19 protein-coding genes and 1 other RNA gene are annotated in these 20,523 nt (G+C 60.8%); 10 read left to right on the plus strand and 10 right to left on the minus strand.

Going from position 1 to position 20,523, the window contains the following annotated elements:
- Nucleotides 1–32 precede the first annotated feature (32 nt).
- From ACFOGH_RS06710 to ACFOGH_RS06730, 5 genes are all read right to left on the minus strand, one after another.
- Nucleotides 33–1,166, minus strand: coding sequence for an NUDIX domain-containing protein (locus tag ACFOGH_RS06710; protein ID WP_380072297.1), 1,134 nt, complete (start codon nt 1,164–1,166; stop codon nt 33–35).
- Nucleotides 1,142–1,582, minus strand: coding sequence for a TrgA family protein (locus ACFOGH_RS06715; RefSeq protein WP_380072298.1), 441 nt, complete (start codon nt 1,580–1,582; stop codon nt 1,142–1,144). The genes ACFOGH_RS06710 and ACFOGH_RS06715 overlap by 25 nt, the downstream gene beginning before the upstream one ends.
- A 27-nt stretch (nt 1,583–1,609) precedes the next feature.
- The gene (locus tag ACFOGH_RS06720) at nt 1,610–2,839 is read right to left on the minus strand and encodes a class I SAM-dependent methyltransferase (RefSeq protein WP_380072299.1); all 1,230 of its coding nucleotides are present in this window, start codon (nt 2,837–2,839) and stop codon (nt 1,610–1,612) included.
- Nucleotides 2,839–4,290 carry a cryptochrome/photolyase family protein gene (locus tag ACFOGH_RS06725; RefSeq protein WP_380072300.1) on the minus strand — a complete coding sequence of 484 codons (1,452 nt, stop codon included), beginning with the start codon at nt 4,288–4,290 and terminating at the stop codon, nt 2,839–2,841. Before ACFOGH_RS06725 ends, ACFOGH_RS06720 begins: the two co-directional genes overlap by 1 nt.
- A gap of 119 nt (nt 4,291–4,409) precedes the next feature.
- Nucleotides 4,410–5,642, minus strand: a complete 1,233-nt coding sequence (locus ACFOGH_RS06730) for an aminotransferase class V-fold PLP-dependent enzyme (protein ID WP_380072301.1) — start codon at nt 5,640–5,642, stop codon at nt 4,410–4,412.
- A 426-nt stretch (nt 5,643–6,068) separates the two neighbouring features.
- Here ACFOGH_RS06730 and ACFOGH_RS06735 point away from each other — a divergent pair, with 426 nt between their 5' ends.
- The 9 genes from ACFOGH_RS06735 to ACFOGH_RS06775 all read left to right on the plus strand — a co-directional run bounded on the left by ACFOGH_RS06735 (nt 6,069) and on the right by ACFOGH_RS06775 (nt 12,186).
- A complete protein-coding gene (locus tag ACFOGH_RS06735) occupies nt 6,069–7,118 on the plus strand; it encodes an ABC transporter substrate-binding protein (protein ID WP_380072302.1) in 1,050 nt (349 codons plus the stop codon).
- Nucleotides 7,119–7,265: 147 nt separating this feature from the next.
- Nucleotides 7,266–7,623, plus strand: a transfer-messenger RNA (tmRNA) gene (gene ssrA / locus ACFOGH_RS06740).
- A gap of 78 nt (nt 7,624–7,701) precedes the next feature.
- Nucleotides 7,702–8,943 (plus strand): chromate efflux transporter, encoded by a 1,242-nt coding sequence (gene chrA, locus ACFOGH_RS06745; RefSeq protein WP_380072303.1) that lies wholly within the window; start codon nt 7,702–7,704, stop codon nt 8,941–8,943.
- A gap of 63 nt (nt 8,944–9,006) precedes the next feature.
- Nucleotides 9,007–9,465 carry an SspB family protein gene (locus ACFOGH_RS06750; protein ID WP_380072304.1) on the plus strand — a complete coding sequence of 153 codons (459 nt, stop codon included), beginning with the start codon at nt 9,007–9,009 and terminating at the stop codon, nt 9,463–9,465.
- A gap of 25 nt (nt 9,466–9,490) precedes the next feature.
- Nucleotides 9,491–10,045 carry a class I SAM-dependent methyltransferase gene (locus ACFOGH_RS06755; RefSeq protein ID WP_380072305.1) on the plus strand — a complete coding sequence of 185 codons (555 nt, stop codon included), beginning with the start codon at nt 9,491–9,493 and terminating at the stop codon, nt 10,043–10,045.
- Nucleotides 10,046–10,135: 90 nt separating this feature from the next.
- Entirely contained in the window at nt 10,136–11,530 is a 1,395-nt protein-coding gene (gene fumC, locus ACFOGH_RS06760; protein WP_380072306.1) for a class II fumarate hydratase, read from the plus strand.
- A complete protein-coding gene (locus ACFOGH_RS06765) occupies nt 11,530–11,718 on the plus strand; it encodes a DUF4169 family protein (protein ID WP_380072307.1) in 189 nt (62 codons plus the stop codon). The genes fumC and ACFOGH_RS06765 overlap by 1 nt, the downstream gene beginning before the upstream one ends.
- Nucleotides 11,715–11,933, plus strand: a complete 219-nt coding sequence (locus ACFOGH_RS06770) for a ribbon-helix-helix domain-containing protein (protein ID WP_380072308.1) — start codon at nt 11,715–11,717, stop codon at nt 11,931–11,933. Before ACFOGH_RS06765 ends, ACFOGH_RS06770 begins: the two co-directional genes overlap by 4 nt.
- Before the next feature lie 61 nt (nt 11,934–11,994).
- Entirely contained in the window at nt 11,995–12,186 is a 192-nt protein-coding gene (locus ACFOGH_RS06775) for an N-(5'-phosphoribosyl)anthranilate isomerase (protein WP_380072309.1), read from the plus strand.
- Between the two features lie 43 nt (nt 12,187–12,229).
- On the opposite strand, the gene ACFOGH_RS06780 is transcribed toward ACFOGH_RS06775, so the two are convergent.
- The 3 genes from ACFOGH_RS06780 to ACFOGH_RS06790 form a co-directional block, all read right to left on the minus strand.
- Complete coding sequence (locus ACFOGH_RS06780; RefSeq protein WP_380072310.1) at nt 12,230–13,573, minus strand: cytochrome P450; 1,344 nt, start codon at nt 13,571–13,573, stop codon at nt 12,230–12,232.
- Nucleotides 13,570–14,790: a hypothetical protein gene (locus ACFOGH_RS06785; protein ID WP_380072311.1), complete on the minus strand. Its 1,221-nt coding sequence runs from the start codon at nt 14,788–14,790 to the stop codon at nt 13,570–13,572. Before ACFOGH_RS06785 ends, ACFOGH_RS06780 begins: the two co-directional genes overlap by 4 nt.
- A gap of 62 nt (nt 14,791–14,852) precedes the next feature.
- Nucleotides 14,853–15,593, minus strand: coding sequence for a cytochrome c biogenesis CcdA family protein (locus tag ACFOGH_RS06790; RefSeq protein ID WP_380072312.1), 741 nt, complete (start codon nt 15,591–15,593; stop codon nt 14,853–14,855).
- A gap of 137 nt (nt 15,594–15,730) precedes the next feature.
- Between ACFOGH_RS06790 and ACFOGH_RS06795 the strand changes: the two genes are divergently transcribed.
- Nucleotides 15,731–15,961 (plus strand): sulfurtransferase TusA family protein, encoded by a 231-nt coding sequence (locus ACFOGH_RS06795; protein WP_380072313.1) that lies wholly within the window; start codon nt 15,731–15,733, stop codon nt 15,959–15,961.
- Between the two features lie 61 nt (nt 15,962–16,022).
- Here ACFOGH_RS06795 and ACFOGH_RS06800 read toward each other — a convergent pair whose 3' ends face one another.
- On the minus strand, nt 16,023–18,764 hold the full coding sequence (locus ACFOGH_RS06800) for an Rne/Rng family ribonuclease (RefSeq protein ID WP_380072314.1): 2,742 nt from the start codon (nt 18,762–18,764) through the stop codon (nt 16,023–16,025).
- A gap of 423 nt (nt 18,765–19,187) precedes the next feature.
- A complete protein-coding gene (locus tag ACFOGH_RS06805) occupies nt 19,188–20,516 on the minus strand; it encodes a sigma-54-dependent transcriptional regulator (protein WP_380072315.1) in 1,329 nt (442 codons plus the stop codon).
- Between the last annotated feature and the right edge of the window lie 7 nt (nt 20,517–20,523).

A 20,523-nucleotide genomic window follows, 5' to 3' on the forward strand; every position in this document is an offset into this window, starting at 1 on the left:
GAATTCTTACGAAAGTTCCGGTTGCGCAGGGGTCAGGCCTTGCGCAACCGCGCGCGGTTTTGCGCCAGCCACAACGCGCTCAGCACCGTGGGCGCGTTGCCAATCTCACCCGATGCCACCAGCGCCATCAGCCGCTCAAACCCAATGACATGGCCGCGAATATCCTCCGCCTCGCCTTCAACGCCAAAAACCCCCGCTGCGGTGTCGGGCAGATCGGTCAGCGCGACAAAGGAATACAGAAATTCTGACGAACAGCCGGGACTGGGGTAGTAACTGGCCACCGGCAGCAGATCGTCCAACGCCAGCCCAGCCTCTTCCACCGCCTCGCGCCGTGCCGCATCTTCCGGCGTCTCGCCCGCGTCAATCCGCCCGGCGATCGCCTCAATCTGCCACGGCTGCGGATCGCCGCGCAGGTAGGGCCCAGCGCGGAACTGATCGACCACCAGAACCCGGTCACGCACCGGATCATAGGGCAGCACCGTCACCGCATCGCAAGCGATGAACCCTGCCCGCGTCACTTGCGGGCTCATGCTGCCATCAAACCGGCGAAAGCTGACATCAACCTCTTCCATCGCGAAAAACCGCGCGTAGGGTTCGCGCAGTGCCGCCACCGCCACATCCCCCTGCCCCGCCTGATACCGCAGCAGCGTCGGCGCGGCCTGTCCTGCCCGCACCCTCGATGCACCGCGCGTCAGCATTTGCGCGCGGCGTGCCGCCACCGCCTCTGCAGGCTTCACCCCGAACAGCGCCATGACATCGCCAGCCATCGCCCGCAGTTCCGCGCCAAAATGCCGTTGCCAGTCCTCAAACAGCCAAGCATCGCCAGAGCCAGCACCCGCCCGCCAGAACACCTGCGCGTCAACCGCGCCCTCGGCCTGCATCACCGTCATGGCCTGTGCCGTAGCAGCCACCGCTGCCGCAAAGAACTCCAGTCGCGCCACTTCCGCAGCCGACACGCCTGCGAGCACAACGCCTGCAACTTGCGCGCCTGACTGCGCCAACAGCACCGGAAAGGCCGCGTCCATGTCACCTTGCACCGAATGATCCGGCAACCACGCTGCAGTGACGCGGACCGCACGGCCCAGCACCTGCTCTAACAGATCAAGATCGCGCAGCGGGCCGTAAAAGAAATACGAACCGCTCAAGACCAGCGTTTCCCGGCCCATTCGGTGATCAGGCCCGCCAGGATCCCGCCCACCAGGATCACGCCCAGCATATCCGGCACCAGCAACATCTTGCCGTAATCAAGCATAAGCTGGAACACACCCAACACCGCTTCCATCGGGTTGTCATACATCATCCGCATCGACTTTTTCAGCATGTAATATAGCGAAAACGCCAGCAACGCCCAGAACACCACCAACAGTGCAGTCACCAGCCCAGAATTGATCGCCTCGCGGTAGCCCTTGCGGGTCAGCTTGCCCATGTAAAGCCAGCCGACCACAAACCCGATCGCCGCCGTGATCTCGCGGAAATAACCGACCGGCGTGCCCTCAGGCAGATACTTCACAAAGGTCTGCGCCGCGACAAAGCCCAACAAGGCAAAGGTTATCGCGGCAACAAGTTTCGAGGCAGTGGGCATGGCGGTCCTTCATCGCTGTGGCTGCGATCACACCCCCGGCGCATCAGCCATCGGACGGGTCAGCGTGATTTGCGTCACATCACAGTTTCCGCCCTCAAACGTGCCAGCACAAGAGGCGAGATAAAAGTTCCACATCCGCCGAAACCGATCATCAAAGCCCAGCCGCGCAGCATCAGCCCAGCGCGCATTGAAAGCGTCATACCAACGCCGCAAGGTCTGGCTGTAGCTTTTGCCAAATTCGATCGAACCTTTCACCTTCAGCCCTGCACGCTCTGCCTCGCGCTTCAGCACCGATGGGCTTGGCAACATGCCACCCGGAAAGATATATTTCTGAATGAAATCCACGGCCTTACGGTAGGTTTCAAACCGTGAATCCTCTACCGTGATGATTTGCAACGTCGCATTGCGCCCCGGTTTCAGACGGTCGCGCACGGTGTCAAAATACACCGGCCAGTATTTCTCGCCCACCGCCTCGAACATCTCGATACTGGCAATGCCGTCGTAAAGCCCGGTTTCGTCGCGGTAGTCTTGCAGCTTGATCTCAACCTTGTCCTGCAACCCCAACCGTTGCATCCGCGCCACGGCAAAATCATGTTGTGCCTGACTGATCGTCAGCGCCGTCACGCGCAGGCCACGTTCCTTCGCGGCATATTCGGCAAAACCGCCCCAACCGCAGCCGATTTCCAGCACATGATCGCCGGGTTTCGCACCCATCTGATCGACCATCGAGGCATATTTCTGCGCCTGCGCCGTCTCAAGGCTTTCTTGCCCGCTGCGATAAATCGCCGAGGAATAGGTCATGCTGTCGTCCAGCCAAAGCCGATAAAAGTCATTCCCCAGATCGTAGTGATGCGCGATGTTCTTCTTGGCCTGACGTTTCGAGTTTGATTGCAACCAGAACCGGAATTTCTCATAGGCCCGCACAAGGGCCATGCCGGGGAAAGCATCATACACCTCGGCATTGCCTTCATGCACCAGATCCATGAAGGTCATCAGATCGGGGCTCGACCAGCCGCCTTCGACATAAGACTCGCAAAAGCCCAGATCGCCCTCGCGGATCAGGCGTGCGAACAGATCGGTATCATGAACCGCAATTTCCGCCACCGGGCCGGGGTTTTTCCCTTCCACCCGGAAACGGCGGCCATCGGGCAAAGTGAAATCCAGCCGCCCCTTTTGCAGCTTTTGCGCCTGCTCAAACACGGCGGAAAAATAGCGGGGCAGTTGTTTTTGTCCTTTGGTGGTCGTCAAAACCTGCATTATGCCCTCTCGGCTGTCTTGGTGTCGCCGTCAGTCGTTGCGCGCGCGGCATAAGCGGCCAGAGCCTTGTCGCGCCCCTCAGCCAGATTGATCATCGCCGCAGGATAAGCCTGCGCTGGTGACAGTTTCCAGCGTTTTGGCACAGCATCAAAGTAACTGAGCGCTGCGGCACCCGGCCGGAGCGAAAGTTCGGCAATCCAGTGGTGCCGATATGCTGCGTCGCTGTCAAACTTTTCGGCCTGTCCAGCAGGGTTAAACACCCGGAAATAGGGGGCCGCATCGGGACCCGAGCCCGCAACCCATTGCCAGCCCATCGCATTGCTGGCCTCATCCCAATCGGTCAGACAATCGGCAAACCACGCCTGACCCAACCGCCAATCGGTCATCAGATGCTTGGTCAGGTAAGATGCAACGATCATCCGCGCCCGGTTGTGCATCTTGCCGGTCACATACATCTCACGCATTGCGGCATCGACAAACGGCTCTCCGGTCATGCCGTGCCGCCAGATTTCCGCCTGTGGATTGTCGCCGCGCCAAGGGAAACTGTCCCACTCCTCGCGCCAGGCCCGGGTCAGGATATGCGGCGAGTGATGCATCAGATGATAGGCAAACTCGCGCCAGACCAATTCCTTGCAGAAATGCTCGGCCCCGGCATCGCCCTGATGCATCGCCCGCTGCCCCGCCGCCCAGATGGTGCGCGGCCCGATCTCACCCCAGGCAAGGTTTTCAGATAGCCCCGAGGTCGCGCCAATCTGCCCCGGAAAATCCCGCTCGGCCTTGTAGCGATCCACCGCGCTGTCGATAAATTCATCCAACCGCGCCAGTGCCGCCTCTTCGCCGACCCGCTGATGCGGCAAACACACCGCCGCCCCGCGCCGCATTGCTGCGCCCATCTGCCAATCATCGAGATTGTCCGAGGCGGGCCAGACCTGCGGCGCGCGCAAAGCCTTCACCGCTGGCACCGGCGCCGCAAAGCCGCGCGCCGACACCGCTTTCCAGAACGGCGAATACACCTTGTAAAAGCCGCCCTGCCCGGTCGCCACTTCCCAGGGCTCGATCAGCAGCGCGCCCGGAAAACTCTCGGCGACCAACCCCTGCGCCTTCAGCGCCGCTTTTACGCTGGTATCGCGCGCGACGGCTTGCGGATCATACATCCGCTGCCACATCACGCCCGCAGCCCCGGTTTCGGCGATCAACCCCTGCAGCACCGCCAAAGCCTCACCCCGGCGCAGGATCAGCCTTTGCCCCATCCCCGCCAGCGTCTCAGCAAACCGCGCCAGCCCCAACCCCAGCCGCCACTTCGCCGCCGCCCCCAAAGCCTCGGCCTGCGCGTCCAGCACGAACACCGGCAGCAAAGGCCGCCCCGAGGCCACAGCCGCCGCCAGCATCGGATGATCCGACAGCCGCAAATCGCGCCGGAACCACAATATCAAAGGTTGATCGTTCATCACATCCCACAGTGTTTCAAATGCTTACGCGGCAAACACCGGATCAGATCACAAGTTCCCACACGATTGTCGCGAAACGCCGTGCGGGGGTGCGGGGGGTGCGCAGCCCCCCGCCCTTGGCTTTACAGCACCCGGTCGAGCGCGCTGACCAACTGCGCAACCTCAGCCGCCGAGGTATAATGCACCAAAGACATCCGCAGCACACCCTGCTCCAGATCAACCCCCATCGCCTGCAACGGTCGTACCGCGTAGAAGTCGCCCGCCCAGCACGCAATCCCCTCACGCCCCAGCGCCTCGGACACCGGCTCTGCCGCGCGGTCAAGCACCACTGCCACCGTTGGCGCACGATCCTCACCCCGGCGCGGCCCGATCAGCCGCACATCGTTGCGCGCGGCCAGATAATCCAGCAGCGGGGCCACCACCGCCACCTCATGCGTGCGCATCAGATCATGCACCGCGCGGTTGCGCGCCGCCGCATCCGCCTCGGCCCCGAAATGATGCGCATGCAGCGCATCAATGTAATCCGCCATCCCGGCACAAGCCGCGATCTGCGCATGGTCCGGCCCGGCAGGCGTAAAGCGCTTATACAACGACCCTGCGTTGAAATAATGCCCCTGCGCCGGCAATTCCGCGCCGAAATCTTCCGAGATCACCATGATGCCCTGATGCGGCCCGTAGGTTTTATAGGCCGAGAACAGATAGACATCGCAGCCCAAGGCCGGGAAATCCGGCAGCCCATGCGGCGCATAAGACACCCCATCCACCACCACCCGCGCACCCGCAGCCTTGGCCAGCGCCGAAATCGCCGCCACATCATTGATCTCTGCCACCACGTTCGAACAATGCGGCAGACACACCAGCCGCACGCGGCCATCCGCCAGCAGCGCCGACAAATCCGCCGGATCCAGACTGCCCGTCTGCGGATCAATCTGCCACTCGCGCACCTCGATGCCCTCATCGGCCAGCCGCCGCCAAACGCCCGAGTTCGCCTCATGGTCCTGATTTGTCACCACAATCGCGGCATTGGCCCCCTTCAGCCAAACCCGCACCGCCTGCGCCAGCACATAGGTGTTGGCGCTGGTCGAAGGCCCGAATGACACCTGCGGCGGCTTTACCGCCATCAACGCCGCCAGACGCGCGCGCGCCTCGTCCATCTCAGCCCCGCCCGCCTGCGCCCCCGGATAGGGGCCATAAGGCTGCACCTTGCGATCCATGTAGAACCGATGCAGCCGATCCACCACCTGACGGCAGGGATACGACCCGCCCGCATTCTCAAAGAACGCATGGCTGCCCAACACGGCGCTGTCAAACGCCGGAAACTGGCTGCGGACAAAGTTCAGATCAAGTTTGCTCATTCAGACACCTTTTTCGCGTTTCAAGACAACGGCCCAAGCTGGTTCCACGGATAGCAAAGGCCGTGGCAGGTCTTCCAGCCAAGCCGCAGCCCCGCGCAGGTGCTGTGGCAGACCCTGCACAATGCAGGTTCGCAGGAAACCTAACCAAGGTTTTTCGCGCCGTAAACCCCCCGCCCCATCCGCTAAAATTCATCTAAAATTTGCCTTCATCCTGGCAAAAATACTCCACGGGGGTGCAGGGGGTGTGAAACCCCCGCTTCCCCGGCCAGCAAAGCTGACCCGATTTGATCAAAAATCGACCAAACCCTGCCCAACCATCGCCGATCACGCAATAACGACTTGAGCCGAACTGCCACCCGCTCTAGCCTTTCATCATCCTAAGGTCGCAGCACAGATAAGCGGCCCCCAACAGCCGGAAGGAATCCCATGCGTCTTACCCGCCTTTTCGCCAGCACGGCCATTGCGCTCAGCTTTGCCAGCCTTGCCCACGCCGCCGATCCCGAATTGACCGTGTTCGATTGGGCCGGTTTTGAGAATCAATCGCTGATCGAAGCCTATGTCGCCAAGAACGGCCAGATGCCGACTTATTCCTTCTATGGCGATGATGACGAAGCGTTCCAGAAAGTCTCGAACGGCTTCAAGGCCGATGTCGCCCACCCCTGCGCGCAGATGGTGCAGAAATACCGTGACGCTGGCCTGATCGAGCCTTGGGATGTCAGCAAGATCCCGCTTTATGGCGAGATTGGCGAGCGTTACAAGAATTCCAAGATTTTCGCCGATGATACCGGCGTCTGGTATATCCCCACCGATGGCGCCTATACCGCCATTGCCTATAACACCGACCTTGTGAAGCCCGAACAGGTGGCCTCGCTGCAGGTGTTCACCGATCCGGCCTTCGCGGGCAAAATCTCGCTGCCCGACAACACCGATGATACCTGGTCGCTGGCGCTGCTGGCCACGGGTGTCTCGGATTGGACCAACATCACCGACGAGCAATTCGCCGCCGCCGCCGCATGGCTGCGTCTGGCCCATGCCAATGTCCGCACCTATTGGGCCGACCCTTCCGAACTGGCGCAGTTGATGAAAACCGGCGAGGTGGTGATCGCCTGGACTTGGAACGACGGCGTGGCCAACATGAAGAAAGAAGGCGTGCCGGTTGCCTTCCAGCGCACCCCGAAAGAGGGGGTTGCGAACTGGTTCTGCGGCTACGTCAATTTCAAGGATGGTCCGGGCAAGGAAGAGAAAGCCTATGATTTCATTAATGCTTGGCTGGATCACGGCTCGGCCAAGGGCTTGCTCGACAATTTCGGCTACGTTCACGCCAATGACGCTGCGATGAAAGACATCTCGCTGGAAGAGTTGAAAGCCCATGACGTTGATCCGGTGAACGGCACTCTGCTGTCGCAGGTTCCGATTGATCCGGCGATGCGTGACCGGATGACCCAAGAGTTTGAGATGATCAAATCCGGCTTCTGATCGCCTGCGAAAGGGAGGGGCCAAGCCCCTCCCTGACCCTCCCCCGGTTTGCATAGCCAGGGTTGTTTCTTAACAAATCCTTAATTCGACCCAGTCAAGCTATTGATTTCCATAAGATAAAAAAGGTCCCGAGTTGGGACCATGGCCCGCCTTGCACAAGTCCACCCCCCGACCTATATTCAGCCTGTCGGGGGCAACCCCAACTATGGCGATAAACGCACCCATAATAAACGGCTCGGACCCGGGGGCGGTACCCGGCGACTCCACCAATTCACCCTTTCATTTGGGGCGTGTGGGGTCGAAACAGGATCGACGAACGTCTAAAGGGGCCAGCTTTCGCTCGGTGAGGTACTACCGTTATCGGTCCAAACGTACAGTTGCAAATGACAACCGTGCTCCGGCAATGGCTCTGGCTGCGTAAGCAGTTCGGGTCGCCGAAACTAAGCCCTTGCGCTTAGCCGCGTAAGGCGGGGTCCGCCGGAACCTGGCAACAGAATCCGGCACTTTATCTTTCTCATAACCGACTTTACCCATCCCGCCGCGCTGTCTAAGACTGCGATGCGCAGACCACAGGATGCGGAAGATGCCCACCCTCCCCGAACTCATCCGCGCCTTCGCGCGCATCGGCCTGCTGTCTTTCGGCGGACCAGCCGCCCAGATCGCGCTGATGCACCGCGAACTGGTCGAGGAAAAGAAATGGGTGTCCGAGGAGGAATACCTCTCTGCCCTGTCCTTCTGCATGCTGCTGCCGGGGCCCGAGGCGATGCAGCTCGCGACATGGATCGGCTGGCGCAAGCATGGTACCTTGGGCGGGTTGATCGCAGGTGGGCTGTTTGTGCTGCCGGGGGCGATGGTCGTGCTGGCCCTGTCGATGATCTACGCCGCCTGGGGCACGTTGCCGCTGGTCGCCGCCCTGTTCACCGGGGTTCAAGCCGCCGTACTGGCGGTGGTGATCGAGGCCCTGCTGCGGGTATCCAAACGCGCGCTGAAATCGCGGGTGCAATGGATCATCGCCGCGCTCGCCTTTCTTGGCCTGTTCTGCTTTGCCACCCCCTTTCCCATCGTCATTCTGGCAGCGGGTCTGTGGGGATTTTTCTTCTGCAAAGCCAGCGCCCCCCCAAGCCCCGCGCCCGCGCCTTGGGGAGAATCCCTGCGCGCTGCGGCGATTTGGGGCGCGGTCTGGCTGATCCCGCTGGGGCTGACCCTGCTGCTGGCACCGCCCATTCTGGGCCAGATTGCCCTGTTCTTCTCAAAACTCGCCATGCTGACATTCGGCGGCGCTTATGCTGTGCTGACATGGATGGCGCAGGATGTCGTGCAGCAAAAGCACTGGCTGACCCTGCCGCAAATGATCGATGGGTTGGGTCTGGCCGAGACGACACCCGGCCCGCTGATCCTTGTGACCGAGTTTGTCGGCTATCTTGCCGCAGCCAAACACGGCCTGCTAATGGGCCTTGCCGGCGCGCTGATCACGCTTTGGATGACCTTCGCCCCGTGTTTTCTGTGGATCTTCGCCGGTGCGCCGTGGATCGCGCGGCTGACCCACGCCCCCCGCCTTGCCCAAGCGCTGAAAGCCATTACCGCCGCCGTAGTGGGCGTCATCGCCAACCTGTCGCTGTGGTTCGCAGCCCATGTGATCTTTGCCAACGTGCCACCATTTACCTATGGCCCGCTGCACCTGATTGCCCCTGACCCGTTCAGCCTGAAACCGCTGCCCACGGTTCTGGCCCTGCTGGCCGCCTATCTGTTGCTGCGGCGGCATTGGCCTTTGCCTTTGGTGCTGGCGATATGTGCGATAACTTCCGCTGCAGTTGCAGCATTCTGACTTGGCCCCCCTTCCCTTTGAAACTGAATCCCCTATGGTGGCAACATTCAGAAGGGGCGGCTCATGACGAAGTCTATTGATTACGGAAACCTGATGCACCGCGCGATGCGGGGATTGATTCAGACCGTTCTCAAGGATGTTTCGGCCAATGGACTGCCCGGCGCACATCATTTCTTCATCACCTTTGACACCACAGTTGACGGTGTTGAAATGGCCGATTGGCTGCGCTCGCGCTATCCGGGCGAGATGACGATTGTCGTGCAGCATTGGTTTGAGGATTTGATCGTTAGCGATGAAGGCTTTGAAATCACGCTGAATTTCGGCAATAAACCCGAACATCTGGTGATCCCGTTCGATGCGGTTCGCACCTTTGTTGACCCATCCGTCGAATTCGGTCTGCGGTTTGAAACCCACGAGGAAGACGACGACGAGGACGAAGACGAGGAAGACCCCGAAGACGATCCGACCCCGCCGCAGGGCGATGCGCAAATCTTGCGGCTGGACAAATTCCGCAAGCAATAGTCGATTTATTTAGCTGGAGGCTGACATGGCCAAAGAAGCTGCGCTGTTCTTGCGTCAATTCCTGACCAACCCGCTGCAAGTGTCGTCTGTCGTCCCCTCCTCGCGCTGGTTGGCGCGCGCGATGGCGCAGGGCCTTGGCCCGGACTCAGGCCGGGTTGTCGAGTTTGGCCCCGGCACTGGGGTTTTGACCGAAGGTATTCTGGCGGCGGGCGTGCGCCCGGAAAACCTGACGCTGTATGAGATGAGCCCAAGCTTTACCAAGTTGCTGCGCGCGAAATTTCCCGGCGTGACCATCCACAACGCGGCAGCTCAGGCCGCTGTCAGCAATCTGGAACCCGGCGTTTCGGCAGTAATCTCTGGTCTGCCTTTGCTGTCGATGCCGCTGGCGGTGCGCGAATCCATCGTCAAAGCCGCGTTTGATATTCTCGCCCCAGATGGCGTTTACGTGCAGTTCACCTACGGCACCAAACCCGCCCTTTCTGCCGAACAGATGAGCCGTTTGGGCATCAAGGTCAGCGCTGGCCCGAAAGTCTGGCTGAACATTCCGCCTGCACGGGTTTACCATTTCCACCGCATCTGAGTGGGTATATTTCGGTATACCGGCGCATACCAATTGAATTCACGTGCTGTCCGCGCTATGCCGCAGCCATTCCATCCATGAGGCTTGCACATGTCCGCCACCCGCACCGAAACTGACAGCTTTGGCCCGCTTGAAGTTCCCGCCGACAAATACTGGGGCGCACAGACCCAGCGCTCAATCCAGAATTTCCCGATCGGATGGGAGCGTCAGCCGATCGCCATCGTCCGCGCTTTGGGCGTGATCAAAAAGGCCTGCGCTTTGGTCAATATCGCGCAGGGCGACATTGATGCGGCTTTGGGTGAAACCATTGCCAAAGCTGCGCAAGAGGTGATCGACGGCAAGTTTGATGATAACTTCCCGCTGGTGGTCTGGCAGACCGGGTCGGGCACGCAATCGAACATGAATGCCAATGAGGTAATCTCGAACCGCGCGATTGAGATGCTGGGCGGCGTGAAGGGCAGCAAAAAGCCGGTGCATCCGAATGACCATGTCAACATGGGGCAGTCGTCGAATGACACTTTCCCCACCGCGATGCATGTCGCGATCGGCATGGTGGCGCGCGATGTGCTGCTGCCGGGTCTGGAAAAGCTGCACGCGGCGCTGGATGCCAAGGCGGTTGAGTTCAAGGATATCATCAAGATCGGCCGCACCCACACGCAGGATGCAACGCCGCTGACCTTGGGGCAGGAGTTTTCCGGCTATGCCAAGCAGGTGGAAAAAGGCATCGCGCGGGTGAAGATGTGCCTGCCCGACATTTACGAACTGGCGCAGGGCGGCACCGCTGTCGGCACCGGGCTGAACACACGCGTCGGCTGGGATACTCGGGTCGCCGCGGCGATTGCCGAGATCACCGACCTGCCTTTCGTTACCGCCCCGAACAAGTTTGAGGCTTTGGCCGCGCATGACGCGATGGTGATGTTCTCGGGGGCGCTGAAAACTGTGGCGGCCAGCCTGTTCAAGATTGCCAACGACCTGCGCTTGCTGGGCTCTGGCCCGCGTTCGGGTCTGGGCGAGTTGATCCTGCCGGAAAACGAGCCGGGCTCGTCGATCATGCCGGGCAAGGTCAACCCGACACAGGCCGAGGCGCTGACCATGGTCTGCGCGCAGGTGATGGGCAATGACGCGGCGGTGGGCTTTGCCGGATCGCAGGGGCATTTCGAGTTGAACGTTTATAACCCGATGATGTCCTATAACGTGTTGCAAAGCATGCAGCTTCTGGGCGATGCGGCGGGGTCGTTCACCGATAACATGGTGGTGGGTACCCAAGCCAACACCGTGCGGATCGACAAGTTGATGAAGGAATCGCTGATGCTGGTCACGGCTTTGGCCCCGACCATCGGCTATGATGCCGCCACCAAGGTCGCCAAAACCGCGCATAAGAACGGCACAACCCTGCGCGAGGAAGCCATCGCTTTGGGCTATGTCGACGGCGAAACCTTTGACCGCGTGGTGCGGCCCGAAGACATGGTCGGGCCGAAAGGCTGATGGCCGAAATCATCAACCTGCGCAGCGTGCGAAAGGCCAAAGACAAGGCCGATGCCCGCGCGCAGGCGGATGCCAATGCGGTGAAATTCGGTCGCCGCAAGGGGGATAAAGCCTTGGAGGCCGCGCAGCTTGAAAAAGCGAGGCGCGACCTTGACGGCCATGTGCTGCCGCCGAAAGAGCCGGAATGAGCGGGCGGCCCGTGAAGCATTCGCTGACGCTGAAGGGCCATCGCACTTCGGTCTCCCTCGAGGCGGCGTTCTGGGATGCGTTTCGCAAGATTGCGGTGGCGCGCGGGCAGACTTTGAACGCCTTGGCTGCCGAAGTGGATGCCGGCCGCGAAAGCGATGTCGGCCTTGCCTCGGCGATCCGGGTGTTTGTGCTGAAGCAGTTAACCGATTTTTAATCACGATTTGGGACAGTGGCGGCATGAAACATGCTCTGCGTCCCCTGTTCCCGATGGCTGGTTGCGCCATCTGTTCGCCTCGCAAGCCGCGCTGGACGGCGGCGTGGTGCGCCGTCGGGTGCGGTATGTGGAACGCCATTTTGGCAGGCGGGCGTTTCTGGATGAAATGGCAAGGCGCGGCTTTCCAGTTGTCGAGAATGCCGGGCAATTCCTAGTGTTTTACAATACTGAACCGATCCGCCGGTTGGAATAGCGCATTCTGCGCGCAGAATTCGATGCTAGAGTTTGCGCAGACACTAGGTTCGGCGGGTGATGCGCAGGTGGATGCCGTCCTTGGCGCGCACTGTCAGATGTGCCACCGGCACTGGCAACGGGCCTGCCAGTTCAAAGCGAAACGCCCGCGCCAGCAGGGCCAGCAGCAGAACACCCTCAACCATCGCAAACCCCGCCCCGGTGCAAACCCGTGGCCCTGCGGAAAACGGCATATAGGCATCGCGGGCGCAGACGCGGTTTTCCTCGGTTTGCCAACGGCTTGGATCAAACTCATCCGGGCGATCCCAGATACGCTCGTGCCGCTGCAAATGCCAGGGGCTGAGCACAATCTGCGCACCGGGGGCGACAGCACGGCCTCGCAGATCTTCGGGGCAGGTGTTTTCGCGCACCATCATCGGCACGGGCGGATAAAGCCGCAGCACCTCACGGAACACATCGCGGGTGAAACGCAGCTTTGAGATCGCCGAAAATTCCGGCGCATCGCCCAAAGTCTGCGCCTCGGCTGCGACCCTTTCCTGTGTTGCGGGATCCATCGCCAACATCAGCAAGGCCCATGACAGCGCCGAAGCGCTGGTCTCATGCCCGGCCAGAAAGAAGATCGCCACCTGATCCACCATTTCCACCGTCTCAAACCGCGCCCCGGTCAGCGGATCGGCGGTTGTCATGATCTTAGTTGCCAGATCGTCGGGTGCCGTGCCCGCCGCAATCTCTGCCGCGCGTGCCTCGGTCAGCCGGGTGATCAAGCTGCGAATGATCGCGGCAGAGCGCTTGGTGGCCCGCTTATGAAAGCGCGGCATCCATTTCGGCAGCGGCAAGAAAGCGGCAAGGTTCAGCAATGGTTGCGTGCGCTGATAGCGGCGGAACTCGGCAAAGACTTCCGCGGCCACCTCATGTTCAATCGGGATCGAGAACAGCGTGCGGAAAATGACATCCGCCGCGGCATGGCTCATTTCTTCTTCGACTTCCACTGTGCCAAGCGGCATCCGCGCGACCGCCGCCTGCCCTGCCGCAACCATTGCCGGAAAGGTATCGCGCAACCTCCCGCCCTCAAACGCCGGATCAATGATGCGGCGTTGGCGCTTCCAGACATCACCATTGGTGACGAAAACCGAATTGCCCAAGAGCGGGTTCAGCCCCTCTCGGATACGGTCGGATTTCGGGAAATCATCAGGGCGTTCCACCAGCACGCGGTTGACCAAAGCGGGATCGTTGCACAGATAGCTGCGGAAAAAGGGTGTGCGAAACGCCGCCATCCACGCGCGATACAGTCGCGCGGGCTGCGCCGAAAGGATATCGGCGCGAAACAGCCGCAGATATTGCAGCAATGAGACTTTATCCGCCCGTGGCTGGGGTTTGGGCGGGATCATACGACGTCTCGATAGCCCGACGCCGGCCGGGTGATGCGGCTTTTCGATGGCACGCGGGTGCGATATCGATCAGCCAAGGTCCGCGGCCCCGCGGTGATCTGAAAGTAGTCGTAATCACCGGGCCGATCAAACGCGCACAGATATTGGAAATGCAGGCGGAAAAACTTCCAACGCAGCTCTTTCCAGCGTTCGGGCGACAGGGTTTGCGTGAAAGCCGCCGAGATCACCAACGGCCAAAGCTTGTCTGGCGGGGCCACCCCTGTCACCGCCACCGGGTCGCATAATGCAAAGGCGCAGCCGTCGCCGGGGGCGGTCACATCGACCCAAACCAGCGCATCCTGTGCCGAGAGATATCGTAAGTCACCGCGCAACCGCTTGGCTTGTGGCAGGAACGACACCATCGGCACCACCTGCCCCAGCGTCAGTAAGGCCAAGCGCGCCGCATCCTTTGGCAGGCCTTCGCGCAGCAGATCGGCCAGAATAGACACCGCCAGATGCGCGCCCGAGGAATGGCCGACCACCAAAACCTCATCAAACCCCGCGGTCAGCGCGTTGCGGATCGACAGGCGAAACGCGGTCATGCGGGCTTCCAATTCGGGCGGGTTCGCCCCCCCGGCCTGCGCTGAATAGGCGTAGTCATGCATCAGGTAATAGGCAAAAACCTTGTTATCCCAGCGTTTGAAGGCGCGCAGCATTGCCCAGACCACGCCAAGCCCTGCAGCCCAGCCCAAGGCCGGATGCACGAGGCTGACAACTTCGCCGATGCCCCAACCGGCAAGGCAGGCGATCAGCAGTTGCGTCAGCAGGAACACGATCGGATACAGTGCCGCAATCATCGGCCCCTTGCGCAAACCCGCCAGCCGGAACAACGCGCCAGAACCGATATAGGCATAGGCGGTGCGCATCAGTTGCAGATAGGTGGCGGCAATCCCGCGCGCCATCGAGGTTTTGACAATATCCGCCCAGACCAACACCTCGACATCCGCCTCGGTGACGGCACAGTCGATGCTGCCGGTGACATGCCAGCCATAAGGCCCGCCGGTCTTTTTTGGTTTCAGGTCAAGCTTATAGCCGGAAATGCGTGCCTGTTCCTGACCTTCCTTGCGATAAAGCTCACGGTACCGGCGTGGGTGAATCGGATCATAGCCGGGGATGTAGAACACCCGGCGGCGATGCACGCGCTGATCGGCATTATCACTCTGACTGATCGGTTCCATTACGCCTCTGTTCCGTTGCCAGCATCATGGCAGAGGAATTGGGCGATTCTAAGGGGAAGAAATCAGCCCAAGGCCGCCAGGAACGGCATATTTTCTAACAGCCAGTAAGAGAATGAGGAAAAGCCGCCGGTCAGCATCAACAGGCCAATTGTCCACAACAGAAGGCCCATGATCTTTTCGATCCGCTCGGCATGGCGCTTCATAAAGCTGACAAACGGCTGAAGTCGGGCAAAGAATGCCGCCACCAGCAGAAATGGGATGCCCAAACCGGCGGCATAAACCGCAAGCAGCATCATGCCACGCTCGACATTACCTTCTTGCGCCGCAAGCGACAGGATCGCGCCCAGTTGTGGGCCGATGCAGGGTGTCCAGCCAAAGGCAAAGGCCAGCCCCAGAATGTAAGCGCCAAAGGCCGAACCACCGTGATCGCCCGCGTCCAGCCGCATCTCACGATCCAGAAAGCCGATGCGATAGATGCCCAGAAAATGCGCGCCAAAGATCATCACCACCACGCCCGCCAGTGTGGCGAATGTGCTGGCATTACCGAGAAAGAACGCCCCAAAGGCCGAAGCCGCAAGCCCCAGCAGCAAGAACACCGTGGACAGCCCGAGCACGAAAAACAGCGCGGCCAGCAACGGTGAGCGTCCGGTTTTCATCTCGGCCACCGAAATGCCCGACATATAGGCCAGATATGGCGGCACAATCGGCAAAACGCAGGGACTGAGGAATGAGAGGATTCCCGCAACCAGCGCCACCAGCATGGCTGGGATTAGGCTTGCGTCAAAGATGTCGATGCCGAACATGCGAACTCCGTTTTGACTGACCTAGCGCAGATGTCGGCAAAGGTCACGCGGCAGGGCCTCACGTCTGCGTGCGGCATTTTGGGCTGGCGTCAGCGCCTCCGGCGGGGATATTGGGGCGCAGAGGATGGGTGCAAGACATGGATTGGGATATCGAGGTCGATTGCCTGGGGCTGCTCTGCCCCTTGCCCGTGTTGCGCGCCCGCAAGCGGCTGTTGGCGATGACGGCGGGTCAGGTGCTGCGGGTGCTGGCCAGCGATGCGATGGCGGCGATTGATCTGCCGCATTTCTGTGCCGAGGCGGGGCATGAATTTCTGGGCGCAAGCGAGATTGCGGGCGGCAGCGCCTATCTGATCCGGCGCGGCACCTGAGCCGCCGCACATGCAAACGGCGGCAGATTTCCCTGCCGCCGTATCACTTGGCGCGAACCTCTTAGCGGCCCAGCGACCACCAGCCGCGTTTCTTCGGCTTCGGCGGGCCATCTTCTTCGGCGGGCTCGACCGCGACCGGCGCTTCAACCGGCGCAGCGGCGACAGGCTCGGCCTGCACCACCGGCGCTTCGACAACCGGCGCAGCCTCAACCGCTGCGGCGGGTTCCGACACGACGCTCTCTGCCGCCGCTTCCGCCTTGGGCTTGCTGCGGCTGGACCGGCTGCGCGTGGATTTCGGCTTTTCCTCGGCTGCGACCAGATCTTCACGCGCCGCTTCAACAGCGGGGGCTTCGACCGCTGCCACGGCTTCTGCCTTGGCGGTGCGGCTGCGCGAACGGCTGCGGGCAGGCTTTGCGGCAGCTTCGGCTTCCAGCGCATCGACCGGAGCCGGAGCGTCTGCCACGACTGCTGCCTCTGCCTGCGCGGCTGCCGATTTGCTGCCACGCGGCGCGCGGGTGCGGGTCGGCTTTTTCGCCGGGGCTTCGGCCACCGGCACCACGGGTGCTTCAGCCACCGCTTCGGTCAAGGCGGTGGGGGCGTCGTGACCAGCATCGCTGCCAGCCTCATCGTCGCCGTCATCTTCCTCGCCATCATCGGCTTCGGTATCCGAGCCAACCACCGCTTCGCCGGGCTGACCGGGTTTCTTGCGGCGACGGCGACGGCGGCGCTTCTTGGTGCCACCCTCTCCCGCAGCAGGTGCAGGCACAGCGCTTGCCGCAACCTCGGCAACTTCGGCCTCTTCGACCTCATCCACGTCGTCGATGATATCTTCGTCTTCTTCTTCCGCCACCGGCGCGCCCATCAGCGAGGCATTGCCCGAGATCACCGAAGACACTTCCGGCACCACCCGCGTCGCGGTCTTGAACTTCTCAATCGAGAAATCGGGCGAGATCATCATCGGATCACATTCGATCCGCACCGACATGCCATATCGCGCCTCGATCAGTGCGATATGCTCGCGCTTGCCGTTGATCAGGAAGTTCACGATTCCAATCGGCGCGCGCAGCAGCACTTCCTTGCTGCGCTTGCGGGTACCTTCTTCTTCCAGCGCGCGCAACACTTGCAAACCAAGGCTGTCGTCCGAGCGGATCAGGCCAGTGCCATGGCAATGTGAGCAAGGCTGCGTCGTGCTTTCCAGCATCCCCGGACGCAGGCGCTGGCGCGACATTTCCATCAGGCCAAAGCCGGAAATCCGGCCCACCTGAATCCGCGCGCGGTCGGTTTTCAGCTTGTCTTTCAAGCGTTTCTCGACGGCGGCGTTGTTGCGGCGCTCTTCCATGTCGATGAAGTCGATCACGATCAGGCCCGCGAGGTCACGCAGACGCAACTGACGCGCCACTTCTTCAGCCGCCTCAAGGTTGGTCTTCAAAGCGGTGTCCTCGATGGACCCCTCTTTCGTAGCACGGCCCGAGTTCACGTCAATGGCGACCAGCGCCTCGGTGATGCCGATCACGATATAGCCGCCGGATTTCAACTGCACCGTCGGGTTGAACATGCCGCCAAGGTAGCTTTCAACCTGATATTTCGCAAACAGCGGCGTTTGCTCATCATAGCGCACCACCGATTTGGCGTGGCTGGGCATGATCATCCGCATGAAGTCTTTCGCGGTGCGATAACCCGCCTCGCCCTCGACGAGAATCTCGTCAATCTCGCGGCTGTAAAGGTCGCGGATCGTGCGTTTGATCAGGTTGCCTTCCTCGTAGATCGCGGCGGGCGCGATGGATTTGAGGGTCAATTCGCGGATCTGTTCCCACAACCGCATCAGATACTCGTAGTCGCGCTTGATCTCGGGCTTGGTGCGTTTCGCACCCGCAGTCCGAATGATCAGGCCCGCGCCTTCCGGCACTTCGATTTCGGTGGCGATTTCTTTCAGCTTCTTGCGGTCGGCGGCTTGGGTGATCTTGCGGGAAATCCCGCCACCGCGGGCGGTGTTCGGCATCAGCACACAGTAGCGACCCGCCAGCGACAGATAGGTGGTCAGCGCAGCACCCTTGTTGCCACGTTCTTCCTTGACCACCTGCACCAGCATGATCTGCCGGACCTTGATCACTTCCTGAATTTTATAGCGACGCGCGCGCGGTTTGCGCGGGGCCGAGATTTCTTCCGACACATCTTCTTCGGCAATCGATTCAATCTCGTCATCGGTGTCCGAGGCGTGATCAATCGAGCGGAACGGTGCATCGCCGTCCTCATTATCAACCGAGGCCACGTTATGCGTGTGGCTATGGTCGTGGTGGTCGTGATCGTGGTGCGGTTGCTCAGCCACTTCAGCCGGGGCAGACTGCACCAGCGCATCCGCACCGGTTTCTTCGCCCAGATCCACCACATCCATGCTACTGATTTCAGCGACCTGCACTGCATCGCCATCGACCGTTTCAGCACGCGGACGCTGTTGCGGTTTCGACTGCGGACGCGGACGCGCACGGCGGTTGTCTTCTTCGTCCTGCGCCTTGTTGTAGGCGCGTTCTTCCTCCAGCAGGGCTTTGCGGTCGGCCACTGGGATCTGATAATAATCCGGGTGAATTTCGGCGAAGGCGAGGAAGCCGTGGCGGTTGCCGCCATAATCAACAAACGCCGCTTGCAGCGAAGGCTCTACTCGCGTGACCTTTGCAAGGTAGATATTACCAGCAAGCTGGCGCTTGTTTACAGTTTCAAAATCGAACTCTTCGACCTTGTTTCCGTCGACCACAACAACCCGAGTCTCCTCGGCATGGGTGGCGTCGATAAGCATTTTCTTTGACATATCAATCCATTGCGCCTGTCATGCGAAAACCCGTCTGGCGGACCAGACGGGTTGTTTCTCATAAAGAGGCGGCTTGTTCGGGCGGCTGCGCGCAACGCAAATAGGCGGGCCGTGCCCGGTGGGCACCCCTCGCCTTGAATTGCCAATGTCGCGCACATCATCGCGGTTCACGTTTGGGCCGCTTGCACGGCCCACCTTAAAAAGCCCGGTCTGTTCCTGTATTATCAGTCACTTACGGGCAATAATCCGGCCTTACAGCCGATCCGACCACCCCGAATCTCGGCAGCTTTGCGCGCCAGATCATCAGGGCAGAGAATTCCGTGGCGACATGTTGTCGCCTGACTATGACCCTAACGGGAAACAGCCAGCCATGACAATGGGTGATTTGTGTTGGATGTGCTGTAAGGCAGGATCAACCCCACCCTACACATAGTCCTGACGCTGCAAGCCATATTTGGCCATTTTCTCGTTCAGCGTCCGGCGTGGCAGGCAGAGTTCATCCATCACGCTTGTGATGCTGCCCTTGTGGCGACGCATGGTGTTGTCGATCAACATGCGCTCGAACGCCTCGACATAATCCTTCAGCGGCTTGCCTTCGGTGGTCAGCGCCGGCCCCGAAGCCTCGTTATCGGCCATTAGCAGGCTGGCGATCGAGCCAGAGCCGCGCCGGTTCTGCAGCACCGCACGTTCGGCGATGTTCACCAACTGCCGCACATTGCCCGGCCAAGGCGCTTGCAACAGTTGTGCCGCCTCTTGTGCCGTCACTTGTGGCGCATCGCAGCCGTATTCCTCAGCGAATTGTTCCGAAGACCGGGTGAACAGGGTCAGAATATCCTCGCCCCGCGCCCGCAGCGGCGGGCAGATGATCGTCATCGCTCCCAAGCGGTAGAACAGATCCGAGCGCAGAACATCCTCGAGCGTCTTGTCCGGCGCATGTTCGTTGCAGATCGCGATGATGCGGGTTTCCGGCGGCGTGCCCTGCTCGTTGATCAGCGTCAACAGCCGAGATTGCAGCGGATGGCTCAGCGCCTCGATATCCTCAAGACACAGTGTGCCACCGCGTGCTTCCTCGACCAAGGGCAGATTGCCGTCATCCGACGGGCCAAACAGCTTGGCCGCCAGTTGATCCTCACTCCATGCCGCACAGGACACGGTGACGAACTTCTTCGCAGCACGCGGCCCCACAGCATGCAACGCATGCGCCACCAAGGTCTTGCCTGTGCCGGTTTCGCCATCAATCAGCACATGGCTATCGGCTTGACCTAAATCGAGAATATCCTCGCGCAGCCGTTCCATCGCCAGGCTGGCCCCTACCAGCTTTTTCATCAGGATCGAGCCATCCGACAACTCCTTGCGCAAGGCGCGGTTGTCCAGCGTCAGCCGCCGCGCCATTGTGGCGCGCTTAGCAAGCTCGGTCATCCGATCGGGGTTGAACGGCTTTTCCAGAAAGTCATAGGCCCCGACCCGCATCGCCTCGACCGCCATCGGCACATCACCATGCCCGGTGATCAGGATCACCGGCAAGCCCGAATCCATGCCCATCAGGCGCTTCAGAAACGCCATGCCATCCATGCCCGGCATCTTGATGTCAGACACCACGACCCCCGGCCATTCCGGCCCCAGCACCTTCAGCGCCTCTTCCGCACTCGCATAGGTTTCCGTGTCAAACCCCGACAGCGCCAGCCACTGGCTGATCGACGCGCGCATATCGGCCTCGTCGTCCACAATCGCCACTTTCATTGCCCGTGCCATGCCGTCC

The organism is Cypionkella sinensis (assembly GCF_042646385.1).
Classification (GTDB): Bacteria; Pseudomonadota; Alphaproteobacteria; order Rhodobacterales; family Rhodobacteraceae; genus Cypionkella; species Cypionkella sinensis.

Excerpts from the sequence above, each read along its gene's own strand:
- ACFOGH_RS06715 (WP_380072298.1), bottom strand. The coding sequence starts at position 1,582 with ATGCCCACTGCCTCGAAACTTGTTGCCGCGATAACCTTTGCCTTGTTG.
- ACFOGH_RS06750 (WP_380072304.1), top strand. The coding sequence starts at position 9,007 with ATGACGAAGTCTATTGATTACGGAAACCTGATGCACCGCGCGATGCGG.
- ACFOGH_RS06795 (WP_380072313.1), top strand. The coding sequence starts at position 15,731 with ATGGATTGGGATATCGAGGTCGATTGCCTGGGGCTGCTCTGCCCCTTG.
- ACFOGH_RS06805 (WP_380072315.1), bottom strand. The coding sequence starts at position 20,516 with ATGGCACGGGCAATGAAAGTGGCGATTGTGGACGACGAGGCCGATATG.
- ACFOGH_RS06770 (WP_380072308.1), top strand. The coding sequence starts at position 11,715 with ATGAGCGGGCGGCCCGTGAAGCATTCGCTGACGCTGAAGGGCCATCGC.
- fumC (WP_380072306.1), top strand. The coding sequence starts at position 10,136 with ATGTCCGCCACCCGCACCGAAACTGACAGCTTTGGCCCGCTTGAAGTT.
- ACFOGH_RS06780 (WP_380072310.1), bottom strand. The coding sequence starts at position 13,573 with ATGATCCCGCCCAAACCCCAGCCACGGGCGGATAAAGTCTCATTGCTG.
- ACFOGH_RS06755 (WP_380072305.1), top strand. The coding sequence starts at position 9,491 with ATGGCCAAAGAAGCTGCGCTGTTCTTGCGTCAATTCCTGACCAACCCG.
- ACFOGH_RS06730 (WP_380072301.1), bottom strand. The coding sequence starts at position 5,642 with ATGAGCAAACTTGATCTGAACTTTGTCCGCAGCCAGTTTCCGGCGTTT.
- ACFOGH_RS06720 (WP_380072299.1), bottom strand. The coding sequence starts at position 2,839 with ATGCAGGTTTTGACGACCACCAAAGGACAAAAACAACTGCCCCGCTAT.
- ACFOGH_RS06765 (WP_380072307.1), top strand. The coding sequence starts at position 11,530 with ATGGCCGAAATCATCAACCTGCGCAGCGTGCGAAAGGCCAAAGACAAG.
- chrA (WP_380072303.1), top strand. The coding sequence starts at position 7,702 with ATGCCCACCCTCCCCGAACTCATCCGCGCCTTCGCGCGCATCGGCCTG.
- ACFOGH_RS06710 (WP_380072297.1), bottom strand. The coding sequence starts at position 1,166 with ATGGGCCGGGAAACGCTGGTCTTGAGCGGTTCGTATTTCTTTTACGGC.
- ACFOGH_RS06735 (WP_380072302.1), top strand. The coding sequence starts at position 6,069 with ATGCGTCTTACCCGCCTTTTCGCCAGCACGGCCATTGCGCTCAGCTTT.
- ACFOGH_RS06790 (WP_380072312.1), bottom strand. The coding sequence starts at position 15,593 with ATGTTCGGCATCGACATCTTTGACGCAAGCCTAATCCCAGCCATGCTG.
- ACFOGH_RS06785 (WP_380072311.1), bottom strand. The coding sequence starts at position 14,790 with ATGGAACCGATCAGTCAGAGTGATAATGCCGATCAGCGCGTGCATCGC.
- ACFOGH_RS06800 (WP_380072314.1), bottom strand. The coding sequence starts at position 18,764 with ATGTCAAAGAAAATGCTTATCGACGCCACCCATGCCGAGGAGACTCGG.